The following is a 22908-nucleotide window of genomic DNA, read 5'->3' on the forward strand; positions in this document are numbered from 1 at the left end:
CCATCTCGGTCCGGCAATGCGCCGCGTCAATGGTGCGCCGGTGTATTCCCGGGCCCGGACCGCTTCAGGTTGCGGGCCGACCCGACCTCAGTGGCCGCCGACCGGCAGGGCGGCGCCCGGCCGGTGATGCGTGCCGAGGCGCTCCACCATGGTGGCGGTGGCGACGTTCATGCCGGCGATCTCCACCGCGATACCGTGGTGGCGAAATTTCAGCACCACGCGGTCGAGAGCGTTGACCCCGGTGATGTCCCAGAAATGGGCGGCGCTCAGGTCGATGACGATGCCGGTGAGGTTCGCCTCGCGGAAATCGAAGGCGGCGTGGAAGGCTTCCGCCGTGGCGAAGAAGATCTGCCCCGTCACCCCGTAGGTCCGCACCGTGCCGGTCCGCCCGGAGGCGACCGCGAAGAAGCGTGTCACCTTGTGGGCGAAGAACAGGCCGCTCAGCACCACGCCGAACAGCACGCCCCTGGCGAGGTCGTGCGTCGCCACCACCACCGCCACCGTGCCCAGCATGACGATGCTGGAGCTCTTCGGGTTGGTCAGCAGGGTGCGCACCGAGTTCCACTGGAAGGTGTTGATCGAGACCATGATCATCACCGCGACCAGGGCCGCCATGGGGATGCGCGCCACGTAGGGGCCGAGCACCACGATGAGGAACAGGAGGAACGCTCCGGCCCAGAGCGTCGAGAGCCGGCCGCGCCCGCCCGACGAGACGTTGATCACCGATTGCCCGATCATGGCGCAGCCGGCCATGCCACCGAAGAGGCCCGCGCCGATATTGGCGAGCCCCTGGCCCACGCATTCGCGGTTCTTGTTCGAGCCCGTATCGGTCATCTCGTCGAGGATCGCGGCCGTCATCAGGCTCTCGAGCAAGCCCACCATGGTCAGCGTCAGGGCATAGGGCAGGACGATCCGCAGGGTCTCCAGGGTGAAGGGCACCTGCGGCAGCGCGAACCGGGGGAGTTCCGTCGGCAGGGCGCCCATGTCGCCGACCTTGTGAATCGGCAGGCCGAGCGCCATCGAGACGGCGGTAAGCAGCACGATGGTGACCAGCGGCGAGGGCACCGCCTTCGTCAGGTAGGGCAGTCCGTAGATCAGCCCGAGGCCGATCGCCGTCATGAGGTAGACGGTCGTCCCCTGCCCGATCAGTTCCGGCATCTGCGCCAGGAAGATGAGGATCGCCAGCGCGTTGACGAACCCCGTCACCACCGAGCGCGAGACGAAGCGCATGAGGTTGCCGAGGCGGAGCAGGCCGGCCCCGATCTGGAGCAGGCCGGTCAGGATGGTTGCGGCGAACAGATGGCCGAGGCCGTGTTCCTTCACCAGGGTCACCATGACCAAGGCCATGGCGCCGGTGGCGGCCGAGATCATCGCCGGACGCCCGCCCGCGAAGGCCGTGATGCAGGCGATGCAGAACGAGGCGTAGAGCCCGACCTTGGGGTCGACGCCGGCGATGAGCGAGAAGGCGATCGCCTCCGGAATCAGCGCCAGGGCCACCACGGTGCCGGCGAGGATTTCGCGCGTGACGTTGGGAGCCCACTCGCTCCGGAAATTCGTGAAAGACATGAAATGATCCGATCGTCCCCCCGCGCTTAGGCGCCGGCAAGGACTTATGAAAGATGCGTACCGGGACGCGCGGCATGGCCGCGAGCGTCGTCGGGGAAATGAAACGGCGGCGGGAGAGCGGCGGCTACGGCGGCGTGGGCCGCGCGTACAATCTGGCTCGATCCTTCAGCATGGCGCTCGTCTTAGCAGGATCGGACTGCGACGCAACGTACGGTTCCGCCACGCGGCGCAACCCCCGCCCGGATGAGCTGAAAGGGATCAGGATGCGCGCCTGTTTACCACTCCGCAACGATGTAACACGCACGGTGCCGTGATCCCTGCGAACGAACGCGATGCCAGATCCGAATCCCAGCCTGATCGAAGCGGCCCGGTGCAGGCCGTGGTTTCGTCTGGCACTGCCCGGCACGCTGGAAGCTCGGTTCACGGAGACGACCCGCACGTCCTCGGGGGCCTATCTCCAATCCTGGCTGCTGGTTTTCCTCGTCTTCAATGTGCTGTCGCTGAAACTGGACTTCGACGTGTTCGGTCCGGAGCGCTTCGCGGTTCCCGCGCTCCTGACGCTCGGCGTCTTCGTGCCCGTCGGGCTCATCGCGATCATCGCCCTGCACGGAACCCCGACCGCGACCCGGCAGGCCACGGTCGTGACGGTGACGGCACTGGTGGACATGATCGTGGTCCTGAACAGTGCGGAGATCGCGCCGCCGATCCATGCCGACACCTACCGGATCCTGGCCGTGATCGTGCCGCTGGTCGTCGGCATGATCGCCCCGCTCTCGTTCCGCCACTGCCTCGTCTTCTGCGGCAGCGCCTTCGTGCTCTATGTCGGCTACGTGATCGGTTTCGTTCTTCCGCAGAACGAGCCGACGGGGCTGCCGCTCCTGATCGCCAGCCTCGTCCTCGTGCCCTTGAAGCTGGCTTATTCCCGCGAGTGGACCTCGAAGGAGACCTTCCTGCTCACCCTGGAGAAGGCGCGCCGGGACGCGGATCTCGCCGACGCGAATGCCCGCCTGACCATCCTGTCGGAGACCGATCCGCTCACGGGGCTCGCCAATCGGCGCGCGGCGACGGCTGCGTTACAGGCGGGCTGGGCGCGCGCCCGCGATGCGGGCGGCTGGGCCGCCGTGGCGCTGATCGACATCGACAACTTCAAGCGCCTGAACGACAGCGCGGGCCACCTCGAGGGCGACCGCTGCCTCCAGTGCGTCGCGGACGCGTTGAAGATCGTCGCGGAGGCGAGCGGCGCCCACGTGGCCCGCTATGGTGGGGAAGAATTCATCGTCCATATGCCCGGCGCCGAACCGGACACGGCACGGGCCATCGGCGAGCGCCTGCGCGCGGCGGTGGCGGACATGGCCTACCCGCATCCCGACCTGCCCATCAGGGACTTGCCTATCGGGGACTTGCCTATCGGGGACTTGCCAGCCGGGGTTCTGCCAGCCGGGAATGCGCCTCGTCGAGGCCGGCCCGATGAGGGCTCGCCCGCAGGCGCCTACGTGACCGTCAGCGTCGGTGTCGCCGCCGCGCATGGCGGCGTCGGCGCCCTCGGGATCGGCGCGAGCGACCTCCTCAAATCCGCCGACGACGCGCTCTATCGCGCCAAGCGGGGCGGCCGGAACCGCGTCGAGGCGCTCAGTCTGACCCCTGATCCCGCCAATTCGGACCAGCGGCCGCCCATCAAGCGGGCGGGTGGTGCGTCACCTCGCGATATTCCCGCGGCGTCATCCCGTAGCGGTCCTTGAAACGCCGGGAGAAATGGGCCGGACTCGCGAAGCCGCAGCCATAGGCCAATGTCTCGATCGTGAGGTGCCGACTTCCCGGATCGGCGAGGCGCCGGGCCGACGTCTCCAGGCGGCGCTGCCAGATCCAGGCGTCGATGTTGCGCCCGCGCTCCCGGAACAGTTCCTGCAGCCGGCGAAGGGAGACGCCGGCCGCCGCCGCGACCTGCTGCGGATCGAGGCTGGCATCGCCGAGACGTGCCTCGACATGGGCCTTGGCCCGCTGGACCACGACGGTCCCGTTCAGTGGGCCAGGCACCTCTTGCGCGAGACGCTCGGCGATGCCGGCCACGAGGAGATCCACGCCGATCGAGGCCACGCGGGCGGCCGTGTCGGGGGCGAGGCGATCCCGTAGGCGCATGAGTTCCTGGAAGTAGGTCGTGAACATCGCGGTGGCCGGCTTGGCCGCCTCGAACGTCAGGGCCGTGTAGAGCCGGCTCGACCCCAGCAGCCCTTCCAGTCGCTCGGCCGGCAGTTCGATGACGAAGGATTGGTCGCGCTGGCTCGACACGTGGACATTGGGCCTGCCCCCGAGCACGACGACGTCCCCGGCGCGCTGGATCGCCTCACGACCGTCCTGAACGGTGATCGATTGTCCGGCGAGCTGGATCAGGGCGAAAAGCACATCGGGTTCGTCGCGCCGCCGGAGGGTCTCGGGCGTCACGCAGGTCCGCAGGGAGGCTTCCGCAATCCGGGTGACGCGCAGGCCCCCGACGTCGGAGGCCTCGATCAGACCGTCGAACGGCCCTTCTCCGATGTAACGCTGATCGACGGGACCGATTCGGTCGTCGAGAAATTCCCTCCACTTTGGGAAACGGACCGGCTCATCGAGACCGGCCGTCGAAAAGAGCGTCTGCACCCGGATCCTACTCCAATCCTTCCCAGCGGTTGCGCCGACACCGCCTCTTTCGAAACTGCCTGGATGAATGCATCCGTGGGCTCCTTGGCAGACGCGTCCCATTTGGCGCAGTGAATCGTCCTGTCGACTGCGACTACGCGCCGAGCCGGTTCAGCCGCGTCCTAAGGCAAGCATTCGCGCACGCACAGTCAAGTGTCATGGATTGAGTCGCAATAAGTACGGTGTATCGTTCGCCGAGTCATCGCTTGAAGCTGCATTCGCAACTTGAAGTTATGTTAGCCGGCGCTGTCATCAACCCCATGGTCGCTCGCACAACGATGTGTCGATCGATCGAACCCCTTAATATCAACGAGAACGATGATCGAGTCAGCACTGACTGAAATGGTCGAGAATTATATTGCCGAACCAGAGTCCGATTTCAATCGATCCGTTCGCCGGCGAGCGGATTACTGGCGACCGGACACAAGGCAAGCCGAGCAGGACCGGACGCCCCCCGCTGCCCCCCTCTGGTCGCGGCGCGTGGTCCAGGGGAGGCTCGCCGACGGCGAGGCTGATCTCGTATCGTTGCAGAGGACCATCCAGGGCTTCCACTTGCGTGCGGCCCGCGCCCTGCTCGACTGGCCGATGCCGATCCTGGCCGAGTGCAGCGCCCTGTCGCTCTCCACGGTCAAGCGCCTCGAGGACGATCGGGACAGCCACGGGACGCGTTCGCGGCGAAAGGCCATCACGGCCCTCAGCCGGGCAGGCATCCGGTTCCTGGTTCTGGCCGATGGCAGCATCGCGGTGGCCAAGCGGACGCCTTGCGACCTGTCCGGCAACTTGCCCGACGACGCGTCGTCCGACACCGGGGCGCTTCCCGCTATCGCGGGCGAATGAGACCCCGACACGACGCACCACAGATCGTGGCACCATCGCAGCCAACCCGCCCCCCAGGGCGCCTTTCCGACGAGACATGTTCCTCCGGTGAAGCGCGCCTTAGGGCAACCATCGGCCACGTCAAGAATGTCGCGAACGGCTACGCTTTGCTATCGCCCGTGCCAGGTTGGAAACGGACAGGTGAACATGGCGGGCGAGGCAACGGCTCTGGCAACGAATACGAAGGCGGCGCGGCTCCGGCGCCTGTGGCGCACGCGCGACACCAGCATCCGATCGAGCGGCATCGCCCAGGGGCGGCCGCCCCTCGCCGCAGCGCCGGAATCCGGCCCCCTGCCCGCTCAAGGACTGACGGCCCGTGAGTTGATCAGCATGGCCCGCGCAGCGCGGCGCGGCGCGCGCGCAGGCTCGAAACCTGAGTGACGGCACAGGCGCGGTGACCAAACGATCGGGATGGTGCGGACGGCGGGACTCGAACCCGCACAGCCTTACAGCCGCAAGATTTTAAGTCTCGTGCGTCTACCGGTTTCGCCACGTCCGCATGCCGGCATCAGCGGTAGCGGGGCGGGCTCGGGAGATCAAGGCGCCCAGCCGTAGAGCCAGGCGTAGCGGCGGTTCATTCCGTCCTCGCCGAGGCGGCGCATCACGACGTTGCGCAGTCCCGCCACCAGGACGCCCGCATGGTAGGTCCGGCCGTTGGCGCGCGCGGCCCGGCGCACCCGCCGCACGCGTTGCGTCCGGGCGGTACCGTACCGGGCGAGAGCCGCTGGCAGATCGAGCGGCGCCTCGGCCGGGCCGAGGAGATCCGCGAGAACCGCCGCGTCCTCGATGGCGAGCGCCGCCCCCTGTGCCAGGAAGGGCAGGATCGGGTGGGCGGCGTCGCCGAGGAGAACGAGGCGCCCGCGTGCCATCGGCCGGGCGGCCGGGCGGTCCACCAGGGACCAGACCAGCCAGGAATCCGGGACCGCGAGGAGGCTCGCCAGGGGTGGCGCGGCATCGCGGAAGCGCGCCCGGAGCACGGCGGGCTCGCCGAGCTGGCCCCAGCCCTCGCTGCCCGTGCGCTCGGGTATCACCGCCACGACGTTGACGTGCTGGCCACCCCGCAGCGGATAATGCACCACGTGGCGTCCGGAGCCGAGCCAGAGGCCGGTGGCCTCCGCGTCGAGGTCCGGCGGCAGCGCCTCGCGCGGCACGATCGCCCGCCACGCGGCCGCCCGGCAGGATTGCAGGGCCTGGCCGTCGAGATGGCCGCGCAGGCGCGAGCGGACGCCGTCGGCGCCCACGACGAGATCGGCCGGGAAGGTCTCGGCCCGCGCGCCGCTGCCGCTCTCCAGGGTGAGGTCGGCACCATCGGCCCGCTCGGCGTAGCCCGTCACGTCGCGCCCCATCAGAAGGCGGATGTTCGGGCGCCCCCGCACCGCGTCGAGGAGCAGCGTCTGCAGATCGGCCCGGTGGATGACGTAATAGGGTGCGCCGAAGGCCTCGCGGTGACTGGCACCCAAGGCGACGCCACCGATGGGCTGCCCGCCCTTGAGCGCGCGCACGACCACGCGCGGCGGCTCGCTCGCCGCCCGGCGGAGCGCGGCGCCGAGACCGAGGCCGATCAGCACCCGGCTCGCGTTCGGCGAGACCTGGATGCCGGCCCCGACCTCGCTGAAGCCGGTGCGGCGCTCGATCAGCGTCACGGAATGGCCGGCGCCATCGAGGGCGAGCGCGGCCGTCAGGCCACCGATCCCGGCCCCCACGATGGCGATGGTCAATCCCGGCACGGGGCCGATCCGGTCCGGCGCGTCAGGCGGCGGCCGCGCTCAGGTTGTCCCAGACGCAGACCGATGGGTCGGCGGTGCCGGCAGCCAGCGTCGGCCGATAGCGGAAAAGGGTCGAGCAGTACTGGCAGATGGTCTCGTCGTCCGCGCCCATGTCGAGGAAGATGTGGGGATGGTCGAACGGGGGCTTGGCCCCGATGCACATGAACTCCTTCGAGCCGACATGGATCACCGCCACGCCGGGCTCGTTGTGGAAATGCGGGACCGCATTGTCAGCCATCGCCTCGTCCTGCCTGCCGGCCCGGCGGGACGTCCCAGACGTCCGGTGCGGGCTCTACCGTGTTGAAGGGTCTGCCGAGACCCGTCTCTAGCCGCTCGCCCGGCGCAAGCCTAGTGCCGAGCCTTACGCATTCCGGGCCCGCGCGGTGCGTCCGGGGGTTTGCCTCGTGCGCGCGCCACCGTACATAGGAACCGACCCGATCCGGCATCTGCTTGAAACCGCTCCCATGACCCAGAACGAACAGGCCGTCTCCGAGAGCGGCCGCCGCGCACCCCAGCCGCCGATCCACGGCCCGGAGGCCTTCGCGGGCATGCGCCGGGCCGGCCGCCTGACGGCCGAGGCCCTCGACGTGCTGATGGAGGCGACCGGTCCCGGCGTCACCACGGAGCACCTCGACAAGCTCGCCTACACCTTCGCCATGGATCACGGCGCCTATCCGGCCTCGCTGCTCTATCGCGGCTACCCCAAATCGATCTGCACCTCGATCAACCACGTGGTCTGCCACGGCATCCCCAACGACAAGCCGCTGCGCGAGGGCGACATCGTCAACCTCGACATCTGCCTCATCGTCGACGGCTGGCACGGGGATTCGAGCCGGATGGCCTATGTGGGCGAGGTCCCGCGCAAGGCGCAGCGCCTGTGCGAGATCACGCATGAATGCCTGATGCGCGGCATCGCGGCGATACGGCCCGGCGGCTCCACCACCGATATCGGCCGGGCGATCCAGGCCTATGCCGAGGCGGAGCGCTGCTCGGTGGTGCGCGACTTCTGCGGCCACGGCCTCGGGCGCACCTACCACGACGCCCCGACCATCCTGCACTACGTCGAGCCGAGCTACGACGTGAAGTTCCAGCCCGGACAATTCTTCACGGTCGAGCCCATGATCAATCTCGGCCGCCCCGCCGTGAAGGTGCTCTCGGACGGTTGGACGGCGGTGACGCGCGACCGTTCGCTCTCGGCCCAGTTCGAGCACACCGTGGCGGTGACGGAGACGGGGGCGGAGATCTTCACCCTCTCTCCCAAGGGCCTGCACCAGCCTGTCGGCACGAACGCCTGACGCGACGCCGCCCGTGAGCAGCCGCCCGCCCCTCCGAGCCGATCGTCCAGGAGGCGGGCCGCAGGGTTCCGGCCTCGAAGATTCCGGCCTTGAGGATTCCGGTCTCAAGGAGCCCGAGCCGCATTACCTGGGGCATCGCGACCGCCTGCGCGCCCGCTTCGCACAAGGGGGCGCCGACGCGCTGCCCGATTCCGAACTCCTCGAACTCGCGCTGTTCCGGGCGATTCCGCGCCGGGACGTGAAGCCGCTCGCAAAGGCGCTGATCCGCCGCTTCGGCAGTTTTGCCGAGGTGGTGAGCGCCGAGCCCGCCCGACTTGCTGAAATCGAAGGCATCGGCGCCGGGGTCATCGCCGACCTGAAGCTCATCGAAGCGGCAGGCCATCGCCTCGCGCGCGGCGCCATCGCGGACCGGCCACTGCTCTCGTCCTGGAGCGCCGTGCTCGAATATTGCCGCGCCACCATGGCCTTCGCCCCGCGCGAGCAGTTCCGGATCCTGTTCCTCGACCGGCGCAACCACCTCATCGCCGACGAGGTCCAGGGGCGCGGCACCGTGGATCACACCCCCGTCTACCCGCGCGAGGTCGCGCGCCGGGCGCTCGAACTCTCCGCCACCGCGATCCTGCTCGCCCACAACCACCCGTCCGGCGATCCGACCCCCTCGGCGGCGGATATCCGCATGACCCGCGAGATCGTCGCGGTGCTCGATCCCCTCGGCATCGTCGTCCACGACCACGTCATCCTGGGCCGCGAGGGACATGCCAGCTTCAAGGGCTTGAAGTTGATCTGATCGTGCTACGGTGCGGGCAGGGGCGGCGGTCGCCTGGGTCCGGTCACGGGTCGCTGGCGCGCCTCTTGCCTAGTTCGAGGCGTTTCAAGGGGGAGGCGCGAATGGCGCTCGCTGCATTCGACGAGATGACCGGGCTGCCCGACGGGGCGCTGAGCGATCCGGCCGTGCGCGAGGCCTACAACAGCCTGAAGACCTGGCTCGACACCACCCCGCCCGAGCATTTCAATACCCGCCGCAGTCAGGCCGAGATGCTGTTCCGGCGCATCGGCATCACCTTCGCGGTCTACGGGGCCAACGAATCCACCGAGCGGCTGATCCCGTTCGACATCATTCCCCGCGTCATCACCAAGCCCGAATGGGGTTTCCTGGAGCGCGGCCTGAAGCAGCGCGTCACCGCCATCAACGCGTTCCTGAAGGACATCTACGGCGCGCAGGACTGCATCAAGGCCGGCATCATCCCGGCCGACCTCGTCTATCGCAACCCGCATTACCGCATGGAGATGCGCGCCTTCCGGGTGCCGCACGACCTCTACGTCCACATCGCCGGGATCGACATCGTCCGCACCGGCGAGAACGACTTCTTCGTGCTGGAGGACAATGCCCGCACGCCGTCGGGCGTCTCCTACATGCTGGAGAACCGCGAGGTGATGCTGCGCCTCTTCCCGGAACTGTTCTCGCGCCACCGCGTGGCGCCCGTCGAGAACTATCCCGATGCCCTGCTCGCCACCCTGCGGTCCCTGGCGCCCGCGAGCGCGACGCGTGACCCAACCGTCGCCCTGCTGACGCCGGGCCGCTACAATTCGGCCTTCTACGAGCACTCGTTCCTGGCCGACAAGCTCGGCGTCGATCTCGTGGAGGCCTCCGACCTCTTCACCAAGGACGACGTGGTCTACATGCGCACCACCGAGGGGCCGCGCCGGATCGACGTGCTCTATCGCCGCCTCGACGACGACTTCCTCGACCCCCTGGTGTTCCGCCCCGATTCGGTGCTGGGCGTGCCGGGGTTGATGAACGCCTACGAGCGCGGAACCGTGACCCTCGCCAATGCCGTGGGCACCGGCATCGCCGACGACAAGGCGGTCTACAGCTACATGCCGGAGATCGTGCGGTTCTTCACCGGCGAGGAGCCGATCCTGCACAACGTGCCGACCTATCGCTGCCGCGAGAAGGACGCCTTCGCCTACGTCATGGACAACCTCAAGGACCTGGTGGTGAAGGAGGTCAACGGCTCGGGCGGCTACGGCATGCTCGTGGGGCCGCACGCCACCAAGCGCGAGATCGAGGAGTTCGGGCGCAAACTCCGCCACGCGCCGGACGGGTTCATCGCCCAGCCGACGCTCGCTCTCTCCACCTGCCCGACCTTCGTCGCCTCCGGGGTCGCGCCCCGGCACGTGGATCTGCGCCCCTTCGTGCTCTGCGGCTCGGACGAGATCCGAATCGTGCCCGGCGGCCTGACCCGCGTCGCCCTCAAGGAGGGCTCGCTCGTCGTGAATTCGAGCCAGGGCGGCGGCACCAAGGACACCTGGGTTCTCGACGCGTGAGACACCCCCGGGGCCTCGGCGCGTCCGCGCGCGCCGGGGACCTTCCCAACCGCCCACCGCCCAACGCATAGTCCCTTCAGCCCAGCGGTCGCCGCGCTCAGCGCCCGGCCGGCGTCTCAACGGAACCCCATGCTGTCCCGGACCGCCGACAACCTGTACTGGCTCTCGCGCTACGCCGAGCGAGCGGAGTTCGTTGCCCGCATCCTCGATGCCGCCCTGCGCCTCGCCGCCCTGCCGTCGAGCTACGGCGGCGGCGAGACCAACGAGTGGGCTTCCGCCCTGGCCTCGGCCGGCGATCCCGAGGTGTTCAAGCCGCTCTACGACAGCGTGACGGAAGCGACCGTCTGCAACTTCCTCGCCTTCAGCCCGCACAACCCGTCCTCGATCCGCTCCTGCATCGAGACCGCACGCGAGAACGCTCGCAGCGTGCGCACCGCGCTCACCACCGAGATGTGGGACGCAATCAACGGCGCTTGGCTCGAACTGCGCAATTACGAGGGCCGCGACCTCAACCGCGACGAGTTCACCCGTTTCCTCGACTGGGTGAAGAGCGTGTCCCTCGCCTTCGACGGCTCGGCCTACCGGACGATGCTGCGCAACGACGCCTACTGGTTCACCCGCCTCGGCACCGCGATCGAGCGGGCCGACAACACCGCCCGCATCCTCGACGTGAAGTATCGCATCCTGCTCCCGGCGACGGAGAAGGTCGGCGGCAGCCTCGACTACTTCCAGTGGACCACGATCCTGCGCGAGGTCTCGGCCTTCAACGCCTATCACTGGGTCTACCGAGAGAGCGTGAAGCCGCTGCTGGTGGCCGACCTGCTCATCCTCAACCGGCAGATGCCGCGCTCCTTCGCCAACTGCTACGGCATGCTGGTGGAGCACCTCGACCTGATCGCCGACGCCTACGGGCGGCGCGGGGCGAGCCAGCGGGTGGCGAGCAACACTCTGGCGCGGCTGGAGGGCGAGAACATCGACCGCATCTTCTCGTCCGGCCTCCACGAATTCGTGACGGAGTTCATCGTCGAGAACAATCGCCTCGGCGCCGCGGTCATCGAGCAATATCTGGTATAGGGCCGGCCCGAGCCCGACGCCGCGCAAAGGTCGCCGCATGCGAATCCGCGTCTTCCACGAGACCAACTACACCTACGAGCAGCCGGCCCGTGGCCTGATCCAGGTCCTGCGTTTGCGCCCGCGCGACCATGACGGCCAGTATGTCCGGCGCTGGCGCATCGAGCCCTCCGTGGACGGGCGCGTGAGCGAGCGCGAGGACGGCTTCGGCAACGTGGTGCATTGGTTCACCGCCGACGAGCCGGCCGAATCGCTCTCGATCCGGGTCACCGGCGAGGTCGACACCCTGGAAATGAACGGCATCGTGCGCGGCACCGTCGAGAGACTGCCGGACGTATTCTACCTGCGCGACTCGGATCTCGCCCTGGCCAATGACGCCATCCAGGCCTTCGCCCGCGAGGTCGCGGCGGCCGGTGATCCGGCCCCCCTGCCCTGCCTGCACCGGCTCTTGGCGGCGGTACACGACCGGGTCGCCTTCGTGCCGGGGCCGGCCAGCGCCAGCACCAACGCGGCCCAGTGCTTCGCCCAGGAGAAGGGCGTCTGCCAGGACCTGACCCACCTGTTCATCGCGGCGGCGCGCCACCTCGAGATCCCGACCCGGTACATCTCGGGCTACTTCCACCATTCCGACGGCGAGACGGATCAGGGCTCCGGCCATGCCTGGGCGGAAGCCCTGGTGCCGGGGCTCGGCTGGGTCGGCTTCGATGCCGCCAACGGGATCGCCACCTCCGAGGCGCATATCCGCGTGGCGGTCGCCCTCGACTATCTCGGCGCGGCACCGATCCGGGGCAGCCGCATGGGCGGCGGAACAGAGACGCTCGACGTGACGCTCCGCGTCGAGCAGGCACATGCGAACGTCCAGTCCTGAACGCGGACTGTCGAGAAAGACCGAGATCATGACCTATTGCGTCGGCGTCCTCGTGGAGGAGGGCCTCGTGATGATCGCCGACACCCGGACCAATGCCGGGCTCGACGACATCTCGACCTATCGCAAGCTCCACCACTTCAACGTGCCCGGCGAGCGCGTGATGATGCTGGCCTCGGCCGGCAACCTCTCGATCACCCAATCCGTCCTCAGCCTGCTGGCCGAAGGCGTCGAGGGGGATGCCGGAGAGCCGAAGATGAGGCTCGTCGAGGCGCCGACGATGTTCCAGGCGGCGCAGCTCGTGGGCCGGGCGATCCGCCGCGTGCGCGAGATCGAGAAGGCCGGCTTCGAGGCGGCCAACCTCCGGTTCTCGGTCTCGCTGCTGTTCGGCGGCCAGATCGGCACGGAGCCGATGAAGCTCTATCTGATCTATTCGGCCGGCAACTTCATCGAGTGCAGCGGCGACGCCCCCTTCCTGCAGATCGGCGAGCACAAATACGGCAAGCCGATCCTCGACCGGGCTGTGAAGTACGAGACCGAGCTCTACGACGCTCTGAAGGTCGGCCTCGTCTCGATGGATTCGACCATGCGCTCGAACCTCGGCGTCGGCCTGCCTATCGACATCGCGGTGGCGCGGCGCAACGCCCTCGACCTCGAGGTGAACCACCGGATCGAGGCCGGCGAGAGCTACTTTCACGACCTGCGCGAGCGCTGGTCGGCGGCCCTGCGCGCGGCGCACCGCGCGATTCCGCGCCCGCCCTACGGGCCGGCGGCCGCGAAATAGGCGACACTCAGGCGGTTGCCTCGGCGGCGATCAGGTGATCGCGGGCGGCGCTGTGAGCGTCATCCGCCCGCATGATCCCGCCCATCACGGCGACGCCGGCCGCGCCCGCGGCCCGGCTCGCCCGGATCGTTCCCGGGTCCATGCCGCCGAGAGCAAGGATCGGCAGGCCGAAGCGGGTCGCGTCGCGCAAGGCGTCGAGGCCGAGCGCAGGTCCATAGCCGGGCTTGCTCGCGCTGGCGAAGATCGGGCTCAGGGTGACATAATCGGCGCCGCCGCGCGCTGCCCGCTCGACGTCGCCGAGACCGTGGGCCGACAGGCCCAGCAAGCCGTCCGGCAAGAATGCCCGCGCGCGGGCGAGATCGGCCCCGGTGCTGTCACCGGCCAAGTGGACGCCGTCCGCGCCGAGGCGCGCCGCCAGGGCCGCGTCCCCGCCGATGGTGAGGACGCCGCGCCCCGCGCGCACCACCCGCGCCGTCGCCTCGGCCAAGGGCTCCCGCCTCTCCTCCGGCAGATCGCGTTCGCGAAACCAGACCCAGCGGACACCGGCCGCCAGGATGACGTGCAGCGTTCCCAACAGTCGCTGTGCGGCCTCCTCGGGCGCGTGACGCGGCGAGCGCTCCGTCACGACGAGCAGAGGCGACGGCAGGGGCGTCACCGGAGGCCCGATCCGGCCCGTCCGCTCACGAGCCGACAAGCCCGAGTTGCGGGCTCGACGGCTCGGCGCGGCCGCGCTTCGGGATGCGGCCGGCGCAATGGGCGTCGCGCCCGGCCTGGACCGCGTGGCGCATGGCCCGCGCCATCCGCACGGGATCGTCCGCCTTCGCCACGGCGGTGTTGAGGAGGCAGCCGGCGGCGCCGAGTTCCATCGCGATCACCGCGTCGGAAGCCGTGCCGATGCCCGCATCGACGATGACCGGCACGGGCGAGCGCCGGCAGATCAGTTCGAGATTGGCGGGGTTCGCCACGCCCATGCCGGAACCGATCAGCGAGCCCATCGGCATCACGGCGGCGCAGCCGAGATCGGCCAGGCGCTGGCAGACGACCGGATCGTCGTTGCAATAGGGCAGCACCGTGAAGCCGTCATCGACGAGGTGGCGGCAGGCCTCCAGCAACTCGGCGACGTCCGGATAGAGCGTCTCGCGGTCGCCGATCACCTCCACCTTGATCCAGTTCGTGTCGAGGGCCTCGCGGGCGAGTTCCGCCGTCATGATGGCGTCCCGCGCGGTCTCACAGCCGGCGGTGTTGGGCAGGAAGCGATGCCCCTTCAGCCGGCGCAGGGTGTCCGAGCCGTGCCCCTGGAGCGAGACGCGGCGGATCGAGGCCGTGACCACCTCGGCGCCGGAGGCCGCCACCGCGTCGAACAGGATGCTCTGGGTGGGGTAGCCGGCCGTGCCGATGAACAGGCGCGAGCCCAAGGTGATGCCCGCGATGACGAGCGGATCGTGTGCGGTGTCGGTCATACCTCTAGCCTCCCTGCATGGCGCGGACGATCTCGACTCGGTCGCCCTCCGCGATCGGGGTCGCCCCCCAGTCGCGGCGGCGAACGACCGAGCCGTTGAGCGCGATGGCGATGCCCTGCGGGCTGTCGAGGCCGGTCTCCGCGGCCTCTTCCCGGAACAGGGCGTCGAGATCTCCGGCCGCGCTCTCGCGGGCCTCGCCGTTGACGGTCAGTTTCATGCCGAGGCCCTCAGCGCGGGCGCCCGCCGGAAGCGGGCGAGGCCGAAGGCGCGGGCGTAATCCGGCAGGGCACCATTCGCCGCGAGGTCGGCGACGGCGTCGGCGGTCGCCGGGGCCAGCAGATAGCCGTTGCGGTGGTGGCCGGTGGCCACGATGAGGCCCGGCGCCAGGACGTCGATGATCGGCGCGTCGTCGTCGGAGGTCGGGCGAAAGCCGCTCCAGACCGCCTCCACCGCCATCTCCTCGATGCCGGGCAGGACGCGGCGCGCGCCCTCCAGCAGAGCGTAAATTCCGCCCGCCGTCACGCCGGGCACGAAGCCGCAATCCTCCACCGTGGCGCCGACGATGAGGTGGCCGTCGCCCTTCGGTGCCATGTGGACCTGCTCGGTCCAGACCATATGACCGAGCGTGCCCGTACGGGCCGTAGTGCGCAGGGCGAGCGACTGGCCGCGCAAGGGGCGAACCGGAAGGCTGAGTGCTTCGGGCAGCAGGCCCGCCTCCCCGCTCCAGGCGCCCGAGGCGAGCAGGACGAGGTCCGCCGTCACCGCGCCGAGGTTTGTCCGAACGCCGGTGACGCGATCGCCGCTCCAGTCCAGGGCCTCCACGGGGCAGCCCTCGACGATGGTGACGCCGGCGTTCAGGCAAGCCCGGACGAGGGCGGCCATGACGAGGCTCGGGTCGACCTGATGGTCGGCCGCGCAATGGAGCCCGGCGGTAATGCCCGGACGCAGGCCGGGTTCGCGCGCCCGCACCTCCGGACCGGAGAGCCACTGCGCCCGAAGGCCGGAGCGGATCTGGAGATCGTGGCGGAAGCGCAGGCGCTCGACCTCGTCGCGGCCGATGGCGAGGACGAGCGTGCCCTCCTCCCGATAGTCGATGCCGATGCCGGACGCGGCCTGAAGCGCGTCCCGGAAGCCGGGCCAGCGCGCCAGGCTGTCGAGGGCCAGGGGCAGCAGCGGGTCGGAGCCGGGCTCGTGCTCGGCGGCGGGCGCCAACATGCCGGTGGCGGCGAGGCTCGCGCCGGCCCCGACCGTCTCGCGCTCCAGCACGGTAACGGTCCGGCCACCTTCAGCGAGGCGCCAGGCCGCCGACAGGCCGATCAGGCCCGCACCGACCACGACCACGTCGCTGCGCGCCGGCATCGCGGCGGCGACCGGCGCATGGCGCTGCGTTCGCCGCAGATTGAGGAAGGGATTCAGGGGCACGTCCAACGCAATCTCCGCGAGCGACGCCGAGATTGGTGGGGCTGCAGCTTCAGCGAGCGAAGCGTGCCGGGCTCGTCGAGGAAACCCGCGGTCCAATCCCTACGCCGGTATGAACCGGGTCAGGTTCGAAGGATTTCCGCGCCGCCATCCGCGAACGGACGACCATCGGTTTCTCAGCCCCTTGCCGGGGATCTCCCTGGAACGCTCCTGATGTGGGCCGCGCGCGCGCTCCGGTCAATCCCCCGCCACTCGGGTTCAGGCGGCGGACGGGGCTCGCGCGGGACGATAGACGCCCATCGGCTCGGCGAACCCGTCGAGCACGTGCTCGCCGAGCGGCTCGGGCATGTCCCAGAGGAAGTCGACGAAGGGCTTCGACATCAGGATCGGTTCGCCCAGCGTCCGGTTCAGGCGCGCGACGCGGCTCGCGAGGTTCACGTCGCGGCCGATCACCGTGAAATCGAGGCGGGCGCCGGAGCCGACATTCCCGTAGGCCGCCTCCCCATGGTGGAGCGCGATGCCGGCCGCCACCGGGTTGGCGAAGCGGCCCAAAGCGTTGGCTTCGTCCAGGGCCTGCATGGCGCTCTGCGCGGCCGTGAGCGCGCCCTTGGCGGCGCCCCCCAGATCGTCCCCCGGCTCGCGAAAGATCGCCAGGAGACCGTCGCCGAGATACTTCAGCACTTCGCCGCCCTCGCGCTCGATGGCCGGCACGAGGCAGTCGAAAAAGATGTTGAGGAGGTCCACCGCCTCCTCGGGCGTCATGTCGGCGGAGATGCGGGTGTAGTCGCGCATGTCGGCGAACAGGATCGCCGAGCGGATGCGCTGCACGTGGCCGCGCCGGATAGAGCCGCCGAGAATCGCCTTGTGCGGCTCGTCGCCAACATAGATCCGCAGGACGTGGTCGAGCTGCTTGTTGACGCTGCGCATCTCCATCACGGCGGCGAGCGTCGGCATGACGAAACGCATGATCGCCACGTCCTCGTCGCGGAAGCCGGCATCGGAGCGCGTGGCGAAGGAGATGCCGTTGCGCGTGCCGTTGGTGAAGAACAGCGGCGCGACGATGTAGTGCCGATAGCTCTCCGCCTTGAGGTCGGGAATCACCGCGTAGGCATCGTCCGGCGTCTCGGCGAGGTCGAGAAACAACCACTCGCCGGTTTCGTGGACCCGGAAGAACGGGCTCTCGCGATAGGCCTTCTCGGAAGCCTCCCCGTGCGGGAACAGCCGCACCGTGGAGCCGGCCTCGCGCGTCCAGAACCGGCCGACGCCGGAATACTCGGAATGCAGGGTGTCGATCGCCGTGGTCGCGCGGTCCACGGGGACGCCGAGATCGATGAGATGCTGGGCGAGGCCGGAGAGCAGATCCTCGGCCTTCGGCATCCGCGCGCCCTCGCTCAGCAGCCAGTCGCGCAAAGCCACGCATTGCTGGAGCGCACCGAACGGAACGTCGGCCGCCTCCGACCCATCGGCCTCGGCAGTAGGCGGCGGGGGCTGGGGCGGACCGCGGTCAAGCATGCTGCATAGGTGGGTCATCATGGCACGCGCATCAACGGCAGGCCGCCGATCGAACGGACCGAGTGCCGTTTTCCCACCGAAACTTCGTCTCCGGTGCATGTCGGGCCTGCCGAATGCCCCGTGATATCGCGATTATGAGTACGTTCGCGCATGACCCGGCACCAGATTATCCAAGTCGAATGCAAATCAACAGCGCTGCCCCGCGACCGTGACGTGGTGCTGGATATTGACATCGACGGATCCGGTTCGCTTGATATCACGCGGGACCGAGGATACGCGCAGGATCGAGCACGGACGGTGCCGGGTCGGGCGAAGCCGAATATTTTTCGAGAGATCCGGCGGGCGACCCAGATCCAGCGTTCCGAGGAGGTCCGCGTCGTGCTTTCCGACCCGCTCAACCGAGATTGTTTCTTTCCGCCGAAGCTTCATGTCCATGAGCAGACCGCGCGCGGCTTCTCGGCCCATGGGCAGAGCGGAGGAATGTCGCATATCCAGCGCGTGCATCTGAGCCTCGGGCAGAACTACTTCCGGTTCTGCGATAGCGATCGATTCGCGCAAGACCCGAACCGCGCGGCGGCCGGGGGCTGGTGGGCAGACTACGAAATCTTCTCGAAGGTGGCGGCGGCGGCCCGCACATCGGGCACGATGCAGGACTACGCCGCGCGTCAAGGTCAGTCCGCGCTCAGTTACGCCGCGAAGCTCTACTTCGCCATTCCCTACGAATGGGGCGATTGCGGCACCATCGTCGTCGCACGGCTCGACGCGCGCCTCGACGCGTTTCGGGGTCGCGGCCTGACCGCTTATCTGGACAAACAAGACCCGCGAGACGGAGGTGCGAAGTATACGCCGATCCAGGATGCGACCGTCTCGCAGCTCTACATTCCCGAACTGCATCGCCATTTCGGCCGGGCGTTCACGATCGTCAAGACCGGCGCAGCAGCATCCTTCCTATAGAACGCTCGGACGCTGCGTGCGAGGAGAGGAAAGCGCAACGCCGATCCCGCCGAGACGGGATCGGCTTGGTGTCGTGATGAAAGACGCCGCCTGATCGAGGCAAGCATTCGACGAGCGCCGGACCTGAGACGTCCAGTCCAGCGCACGCCTCAATTGTCGAGGAAACTGCGCAGCTTGCGTGAGCGGCTCGGGTGCTTGAGCTTGCGCAGGGCCTTCGCCTCGATCTGGCGGATGCGCTCGCGGGTCACCGAGAATTGCTGGCCGACTTCCTCCAGGGTGTGGTCGGTGTTCATGCCGATGCCGAAGCGCATGCGAAGCACACGCTCCTCGCGCGGTGTGAGCGAGGCGAGCACGCGCGTGGTGGTCTCGCGCAAGTTCGACTGGATCGCCGCGTCGATGGGCAGGACGACGTTCTTGTCCTCGATGAAGTCGCCGAGATGGCTGTCCTCCTCGTCGCCGATGGGCGTCTCCAGCGAGATCGGCTCCTTGGCGATCTTCAGGACCTTGCGCACCTTCTCCAGCGGCATGGCCAGTTTCTCGGCCAGCTCTTCCGGAGTCGGCTCGCGGCCGATCTCATGCAGCATCTGGCGCGAGGTGCGGACGATCTTGTTGATCGTCTCGATCATGTGCACCGGGATGCGGATGGTGCGGGCCTGATCGGCGATGGAGCGGGTGATCGCCTGCCGGATCCACCAGGTCGCGTAGGTCGAGAACTTGTAGCCGCGCCGATACTCGAACTTATCGACGGCCTTCATCAAGCCGATATTGCCCTCCTGGATCAGGTCCAGGAACTGCAGGCCGCGATTGGTGTACTTCTTGGCGATCGAGATCACGAGGCGCAGGTTGGCCTCGATCATCTCCTTCTTGGCCTGACGGGCTTCGCGCTCGCCCTTCTGGACCATGTTGACGATCTTGCGGTACTCGCCGATCTCCAGGCCCGTCTCGGAGGCGAGCGTCAGGATCTGCTCGCGCAGCCGCGCCACCTCGTTCGAGCCCTTCTCGACGAGGTTCTTCCAGCCGCGGCCGCCGAGGCTGCCGACGCGCTCCATCCAGTTCGGGTCGAGTTCCCAACCCTGGTAGTGGCGCAGGAACTCGTCGCGGGCGACGCCGTGGCTCTCGGCGTAGCGCATCAGGCGGCCCTCATGGGAGATGAGGCGCTTGTTGATGTCATAGAGCTGCTCGACCAGCGCCTCGATGCGGTTGGCGTTGAGGGAGAGCGACTTCACGTCGGTGATGACGGCGTCCTTCAACTCCTCCTGCTTGCGCTCCTGCGCGGCGGTGCGGGTGCCGCCCGAGGCCTTGAGCTCGGCATGCTCGATCTGCTGCTTGCGCAGCTTGCGGTAGTTGTTGGCGATGTTGTCGAACGTCTCGAGGACGCGCGGCTTGATCTCGGTCTCCATGGCCGCCAGGGAGACGTTGTTCTCCATGTCGTCCTCGTCGTCGCCCTCGGGCGGCGCGGGCGCGTCGGCTTCGCCCTCCTCGCCCTCCTCGGCCCCGTCCGCGATCTGCATCGCGTTCTTGGCGTCGGGGCCCGCATAGGTGGCTTCGAGGTCGATGATCTCGCGCAGGAGCACACGGCCGTCGACGAGTTCGTCGCGCCAGATGATGATGGCCTGGAAGGTCAGCGGGCTCTCGCACAGGCCCGCGATCATCGCCTCGCGGCCGGCCTCGATGCGCTTGGCGATCGCGATCTCGCCCTCGCGGGAGAGAAGCTCCACCGAGCCCATCTCGCGCAGGTACATGCGCACGGGATCGTCCGTGCGGTCGGTCGGCTCCTTGGCGGTCGTCTCGCGCAGGGCGACGGGCTTGGCCGGCGCGATCTCGGCGACCTCCGTCCCCTCCGCGCCCTCCTCGTCGTCGGCCTCGCCGCTGGCCTTGGCCTCCGTCGTCTCCTCGGTCTCCTCCGCCTCGACGACGTTGATGCCCATCTCGGAGAGCTGGGACAGCACGTCCTCGATCTGATCGGGGTCGGACTGGCCGTCGGGCAGAACCTCGTTGATCTCCTCGTAGGTGATGTAGCCGCGCTTCTTGGCGAGCTTCACCATCCGCTTGACGGAGGCATCCGTCAGATCGAGGAGCGGCCCGTCGGTCTGTTGCTCCGGCGCAGCATCCGTCTCGTCCCGTTCCGTTGCCTTCGTCGCCATGGTCCGCCTATGGTTGTCGTGGCAGCGTCGTGGGGGAGCGTCTCGCTCACTCCGCGTCGTCGACGCCGCAATGCATGTGATGTGCGGACCGTCGAGATGGCGGCCGCGTCGATGTCAGATCCCGGTATGCAAGCGTGACGCTTGACCGATTGTTAACCATGAGCCGCCGATGGCGGCCAAATTCGTTCGTCGCGGCGGCTCACGGCACCGACGTCTCATCCGCGCCCGGCACCTCTTCCTCCGCCTCCGCCCCGGCGATGACCGCCATCCGGGCCTTCACGTCGCACAGCCACGCGAAGTTCGCCTCCGTCTCGTCCTCGACCAGGGCCCGCTCAGCCAAGCGGAGTTCGCTATTTAGCGCTCCGGACTTCCGGTGCAAGATCACGGCCTGACGCAATGCGTCTTCGAGACGCACAGGATCGGCATGCGCGTCAAGAGCTTTTGGATCCTTCTTCCGACCTAGCGCGCAGACACGTTTCGCAGCGTCCTCCAAGTTCGCTCGTGTCAGGCGTCCCTTCAGAACTGTCTGCTCTAGATCGATAGCCTCCGCGATAGCATCTAGGAGAAACGTCTGGATCAAACGCGCGTCTTCGTTCTCGAAGTCGAGATTGGAAAATTCCTCCGCCCAATCATCCAGCAAGGAGGGATGCGTCAACAGAGTGCCGACTATCATCCCCTCCCGAAGCGTTTGAGCGCCATTGAAGCCAGCCGATTGCGCCAAATGATTGCTAGCTTTGCCGTGGAAAACCGGCGAGGGCGGCGGATCGCCGGGGCGAGGGGCGCGCTGGAACGCCGGGCGCTGGCCCCCGCCGCTCCGCGGCTCCCAGGGGCCGCGTCGGCCCTGGCTCGCCTGGGGCGAGAGCGCCCGCAGCCGGCCCTCGATCTCGTCGCGGTAGAACCCCCGCACGGTCTCGTCACGGATGGAGGCGACCATCTCGCGCAGCGACTTGGCGAGGCCGGCCCGGCGCTCGGGCGTGTCGAGCGGCGCGCCGTCGGTGGCGCGCGACCACAACACCTCGACGAGCGGCCGCGCCGCGTCGAGCACGCGGTCGATGGCCGCCTTGCCCTCGGAGCGCAGGAGATCGTCGGGGTCCTGGCCCTCGGGCAGCATGGCGAAGCGCAGGGATTTGCCCGGCGTGAGGCCCGGCAGCGCGACGTCGAGGGCCTTGAAGGCCGCGCGCTGGCCGGCGCCGTCGCCGTCGAAGCACAGGATCGGCTCGTCGGCATTGCGCCAGAGGAGGCCGATCTGCTCCTCGGTGAGCGCCGTGCCGAGGCCCGCCACCGCGTTGGGATGGCCCGCCAGCGTCATGGCGATGACGTCGACGTAGCCTTCCACCGCGATGATCACGCCGCGGTCATGGGCGGGTTTGCGGGCCTGATGCAGGTTGTAGAGCAGCTGACCCTTGTGGAAGAGCGGCGTCTCCGGCGAGTTCATGTACTTCGCCTTGGCGTCCTTCTGCATCGCCCGGCCGCCGAAGGCGATGACGCGGCCGCGCGAATCGCAGATTGGAAACATCACCCGGTCGCGGAATTTGTCGTAAGGAACGCGGATGTCCTCGCCCGCGACGAGGAGGCCGAGCTCGACCATGAGGTCCCGGTCCACATCCTTGGCGGCGAGGAAGTCCCGCAGAGCGTAGCGGTCGCCCGGCGCGTAGCCGAGGCGGAAGCGGGTCCGGGTCTCGGGGCCGAGCTGGCGCCGGTCGAGATAGGCGCGGGCCTCGATGCCGGCGCGGCCCTTCAGCTGCTCCTCGAAGAAGGTCGCGGCCAGCTCCATGACCTCGAAGGCGCCGGCGCGCTTGGTCTCCTGCTCGCGGGCATCGGCGCTGGGCGCGGGCAGGGAGACGCCCGCCTCGGCCGCCAGCCGCTCGACGGCCTCGGGAAAGCTCAGGCCCTCCGTCTCCATCAGGAAGGTGAAGACGTCGCCGTGCTTGCCGGAGGAGAAGCAGTGGTAGAACTGCTTCTGGTCGTTCACGTAGAACGAGGGCGACTTCTCGGCGTTGAACGGCGACAGGCCGCGCCATTCGCGCCCCGCCTTCTTCAGCCGGACGCGGCGCCCCACGATGTCCGATGCGGGCAGGCGGGCGCGGATCTCTTCGAGGATGTGGGGCGGGTATCGCACGGCGGGAACCGGACCTCTGCGGCCGTCCATACTAGCCGCGATGGCTTAAGGAGTCCCCAATGCCGCTCCGCGACAT

The 22908-nt window shown here is 68.6% G+C and carries 21 protein-coding genes, 1 tRNA gene and 1 riboswitch; of the genes, 10 read left to right on the forward strand and 12 right to left on the reverse strand.

Annotated elements, in window-relative coordinates; translation table 11 throughout:
• Positions 1-87: 87 nt before the first annotated feature.
• Positions 88-1566, reverse strand: coding sequence for a SulP family inorganic anion transporter (locus MKK54_RS04725; RefSeq protein ID WP_244009516.1), 1479 nt, complete (start codon positions 1564-1566; stop codon positions 88-90).
• A gap of 332 nt (positions 1567-1898) precedes the next feature.
• Here MKK54_RS04725 and MKK54_RS04730 point away from each other — a divergent pair, with 332 nt between their 5' ends.
• Entirely contained in the window at positions 1899-3305 is a 1407-nt protein-coding gene (locus tag MKK54_RS04730; RefSeq protein WP_244009518.1) for a GGDEF domain-containing protein, read from the forward strand.
• Here the strand turns inward: MKK54_RS04730 and MKK54_RS04735 are convergent.
• Positions 3241-4302 (reverse strand): helix-turn-helix domain-containing protein, encoded by a 1062-nt coding sequence (locus MKK54_RS04735; RefSeq protein WP_244009520.1) that lies wholly within the window; start codon positions 4300-4302, stop codon positions 3241-3243. The two genes, MKK54_RS04730 and MKK54_RS04735, sit on opposite strands and share 65 nt — an antisense overlap.
• A 462-nt stretch (positions 4303-4764) precedes the next feature.
• Between MKK54_RS04735 and MKK54_RS04740 the strand changes: the two genes are divergently transcribed.
• Positions 4765-5076, forward strand: coding sequence for a hypothetical protein (locus tag MKK54_RS04740; RefSeq protein ID WP_244009522.1), 312 nt, complete (start codon positions 4765-4767; stop codon positions 5074-5076).
• Between the two features lie 186 nt (positions 5077-5262).
• Entirely contained in the window at positions 5263-5496 is a 234-nt protein-coding gene (locus MKK54_RS04745) for a hypothetical protein (protein WP_244009524.1), read from the forward strand.
• A 31-nt stretch (positions 5497-5527) separates the two neighbouring features.
• Here MKK54_RS04745 and MKK54_RS04750 read toward each other — a convergent pair.
• From MKK54_RS04750 to MKK54_RS04760, 3 genes are all read right to left on the reverse strand, one after another.
• Positions 5528-5614 (reverse strand) — tRNA-Leu (locus MKK54_RS04750).
• A 37-nt stretch (positions 5615-5651) separates the two neighbouring features.
• Positions 5652-6842, reverse strand: a complete 1191-nt coding sequence (locus MKK54_RS04755; RefSeq protein WP_244009526.1) for an FAD-dependent monooxygenase — start codon at positions 6840-6842, stop codon at positions 5652-5654.
• 22 nt (positions 6843-6864) lie between these two features.
• Positions 6865-7119, reverse strand: coding sequence for a zinc-finger domain-containing protein (locus MKK54_RS04760; RefSeq protein WP_244009528.1), 255 nt, complete (start codon positions 7117-7119; stop codon positions 6865-6867).
• A gap of 226 nt (positions 7120-7345) precedes the next feature.
• Here MKK54_RS04760 and map point away from each other — a divergent pair, with 226 nt between their 5' ends.
• The 6 genes from map (at position 7346) to MKK54_RS04790 (ending at position 13224) form a co-directional block, all read left to right on the forward strand.
• Positions 7346-8176: a type I methionyl aminopeptidase gene (gene map, locus MKK54_RS04765; protein WP_244009530.1), complete on the forward strand. Its 831-nt coding sequence runs from the start codon at positions 7346-7348 to the stop codon at positions 8174-8176.
• A gap of 127 nt (positions 8177-8303) precedes the next feature.
• Positions 8304-8963 (forward strand): RadC family protein, encoded by a 660-nt coding sequence (gene radC / locus MKK54_RS04770; protein WP_244009603.1) that lies wholly within the window; start codon positions 8304-8306, stop codon positions 8961-8963.
• A gap of 101 nt (positions 8964-9064) precedes the next feature.
• Positions 9065-10504: a circularly permuted type 2 ATP-grasp protein gene (locus MKK54_RS04775; protein WP_244009532.1), complete on the forward strand. Its 1440-nt coding sequence runs from the start codon at positions 9065-9067 to the stop codon at positions 10502-10504.
• Positions 10505-10633: 129 nt separating this feature from the next.
• Positions 10634-11578: an alpha-E domain-containing protein gene (locus MKK54_RS04780; RefSeq protein ID WP_244009534.1), complete on the forward strand. Its 945-nt coding sequence runs from the start codon at positions 10634-10636 to the stop codon at positions 11576-11578.
• Between the two features lie 37 nt (positions 11579-11615).
• Positions 11616-12443 (forward strand): transglutaminase family protein, encoded by an 828-nt coding sequence (locus MKK54_RS04785; protein ID WP_244009536.1) that lies wholly within the window; start codon positions 11616-11618, stop codon positions 12441-12443.
• A 28-nt stretch (positions 12444-12471) separates the two neighbouring features.
• A complete protein-coding gene (locus tag MKK54_RS04790) occupies positions 12472-13224 on the forward strand; it encodes a peptidase (protein ID WP_244009538.1) in 753 nt (250 codons plus the stop codon).
• A gap of 7 nt (positions 13225-13231) precedes the next feature.
• On the opposite strand, the gene MKK54_RS04795 is transcribed toward MKK54_RS04790, so the two are convergent.
• The 5 genes from MKK54_RS04795 to MKK54_RS04815 all read right to left on the reverse strand — a co-directional run bounded on the left by MKK54_RS04795 (position 13232) and on the right by MKK54_RS04815 (position 17615).
• Positions 13232-13879, reverse strand: a complete 648-nt coding sequence (locus tag MKK54_RS04795) for a thiamine phosphate synthase (protein ID WP_244009540.1) — start codon at positions 13877-13879, stop codon at positions 13232-13234.
• A 25-nt stretch (positions 13880-13904) separates the two neighbouring features.
• Positions 13905-14684 (reverse strand): thiazole synthase, encoded by a 780-nt coding sequence (locus MKK54_RS04800; protein ID WP_244009542.1) that lies wholly within the window; start codon positions 14682-14684, stop codon positions 13905-13907.
• A gap of 4 nt (positions 14685-14688) precedes the next feature.
• Complete coding sequence (gene thiS / locus MKK54_RS04805; protein WP_244009544.1) at positions 14689-14901, reverse strand: sulfur carrier protein ThiS; 213 nt, start codon at positions 14899-14901, stop codon at positions 14689-14691.
• Positions 14898-16106, reverse strand: a complete 1209-nt coding sequence (thiO, locus tag MKK54_RS04810) for a glycine oxidase ThiO (RefSeq protein WP_409564128.1) — start codon at positions 16104-16106, stop codon at positions 14898-14900. Before thiO ends, thiS begins: the two co-directional genes overlap by 4 nt.
• 78 nt (positions 16107-16184) lie before the next feature.
• Positions 16185-16313: riboswitch (TPP riboswitch) on the reverse strand.
• A 48-nt stretch (positions 16314-16361) separates the two neighbouring features.
• On the reverse strand, positions 16362-17615 hold the full coding sequence (locus MKK54_RS04815; protein ID WP_244009546.1) for an adenylate/guanylate cyclase domain-containing protein: 1254 nt from the start codon (positions 17613-17615) through the stop codon (positions 16362-16364).
• Between the two features lie 150 nt (positions 17616-17765).
• Between MKK54_RS04815 and MKK54_RS04820 the strand changes: the two genes are divergently transcribed.
• Entirely contained in the window at positions 17766-18569 is an 804-nt protein-coding gene (locus MKK54_RS04820) for a hypothetical protein (RefSeq protein WP_244009548.1), read from the forward strand.
• A 149-nt stretch (positions 18570-18718) separates the two neighbouring features.
• Here the strand turns inward: MKK54_RS04820 and rpoD are convergent, their stop codons facing one another.
• Together rpoD and dnaG are read right to left on the reverse strand one after the other, a co-directional pair.
• Positions 18719-20713 (reverse strand): RNA polymerase sigma factor RpoD, encoded by a 1995-nt coding sequence (rpoD, locus tag MKK54_RS04825; protein WP_244009549.1) that lies wholly within the window; start codon positions 20711-20713, stop codon positions 18719-18721.
• A gap of 199 nt (positions 20714-20912) precedes the next feature.
• Positions 20913-22832, reverse strand: a complete 1920-nt coding sequence (gene dnaG / locus MKK54_RS04830; RefSeq protein ID WP_244009551.1) for a DNA primase — start codon at positions 22830-22832, stop codon at positions 20913-20915.
• Positions 22833-22908 lie beyond the last annotated feature (76 nt).

The organism is Methylobacterium sp. J-068, assembly GCF_022829445.1.
Taxonomy (GTDB): Bacteria; Pseudomonadota; Alphaproteobacteria; order Rhizobiales; family Beijerinckiaceae; genus Methylobacterium.

What these genes read in the sequence shown, in the direction of transcription:
- MKK54_RS04760 (WP_244009528.1), bottom strand. Translation starts at nt 7,119, where the DNA reads ATGGCTGACAATGCGGTCCCGCATTTCCACAACGAGCCCGGCGTGGCG.
- MKK54_RS04775 (WP_244009532.1), top strand. Translation starts at nt 9,065, where the DNA reads ATGGCGCTCGCTGCATTCGACGAGATGACCGGGCTGCCCGACGGGGCG.
- thiS (WP_244009544.1), bottom strand. Translation starts at nt 14,901, where the DNA reads ATGAAACTGACCGTCAACGGCGAGGCCCGCGAGAGCGCGGCCGGAGAT.
- MKK54_RS04780 (WP_244009534.1), top strand. Translation starts at nt 10,634, where the DNA reads ATGCTGTCCCGGACCGCCGACAACCTGTACTGGCTCTCGCGCTACGCC.
- rpoD (WP_244009549.1), bottom strand. Translation starts at nt 20,713, where the DNA reads ATGGCGACGAAGGCAACGGAACGGGACGAGACGGATGCTGCGCCGGAG.
- map (WP_244009530.1), top strand. Translation starts at nt 7,346, where the DNA reads ATGACCCAGAACGAACAGGCCGTCTCCGAGAGCGGCCGCCGCGCACCC.
- MKK54_RS04725 (WP_244009516.1), bottom strand. Translation starts at nt 1,566, where the DNA reads ATGTCTTTCACGAATTTCCGGAGCGAGTGGGCTCCCAACGTCACGCGC.
- MKK54_RS04820 (WP_244009548.1), top strand. Translation starts at nt 17,766, where the DNA reads ATGACCCGGCACCAGATTATCCAAGTCGAATGCAAATCAACAGCGCTG.
- MKK54_RS04745 (WP_244009524.1), top strand. Translation starts at nt 5,263, where the DNA reads ATGGCGGGCGAGGCAACGGCTCTGGCAACGAATACGAAGGCGGCGCGG.
- MKK54_RS04815 (WP_244009546.1), bottom strand. Translation starts at nt 17,615, where the DNA reads ATGCTTGACCGCGGTCCGCCCCAGCCCCCGCCGCCTACTGCCGAGGCC.
- MKK54_RS04790 (WP_244009538.1), top strand. Translation starts at nt 12,472, where the DNA reads ATGACCTATTGCGTCGGCGTCCTCGTGGAGGAGGGCCTCGTGATGATC.
- MKK54_RS04785 (WP_244009536.1), top strand. Translation starts at nt 11,616, where the DNA reads ATGCGAATCCGCGTCTTCCACGAGACCAACTACACCTACGAGCAGCCG.
- MKK54_RS04730 (WP_244009518.1), top strand. Translation starts at nt 1,899, where the DNA reads ATGCCAGATCCGAATCCCAGCCTGATCGAAGCGGCCCGGTGCAGGCCG.
- MKK54_RS04735 (WP_244009520.1), bottom strand. Translation starts at nt 4,302, where the DNA reads ATGGGACGCGTCTGCCAAGGAGCCCACGGATGCATTCATCCAGGCAGT.
- MKK54_RS04800 (WP_244009542.1), bottom strand. Translation starts at nt 14,684, where the DNA reads ATGACCGACACCGCACACGATCCGCTCGTCATCGCGGGCATCACCTTG.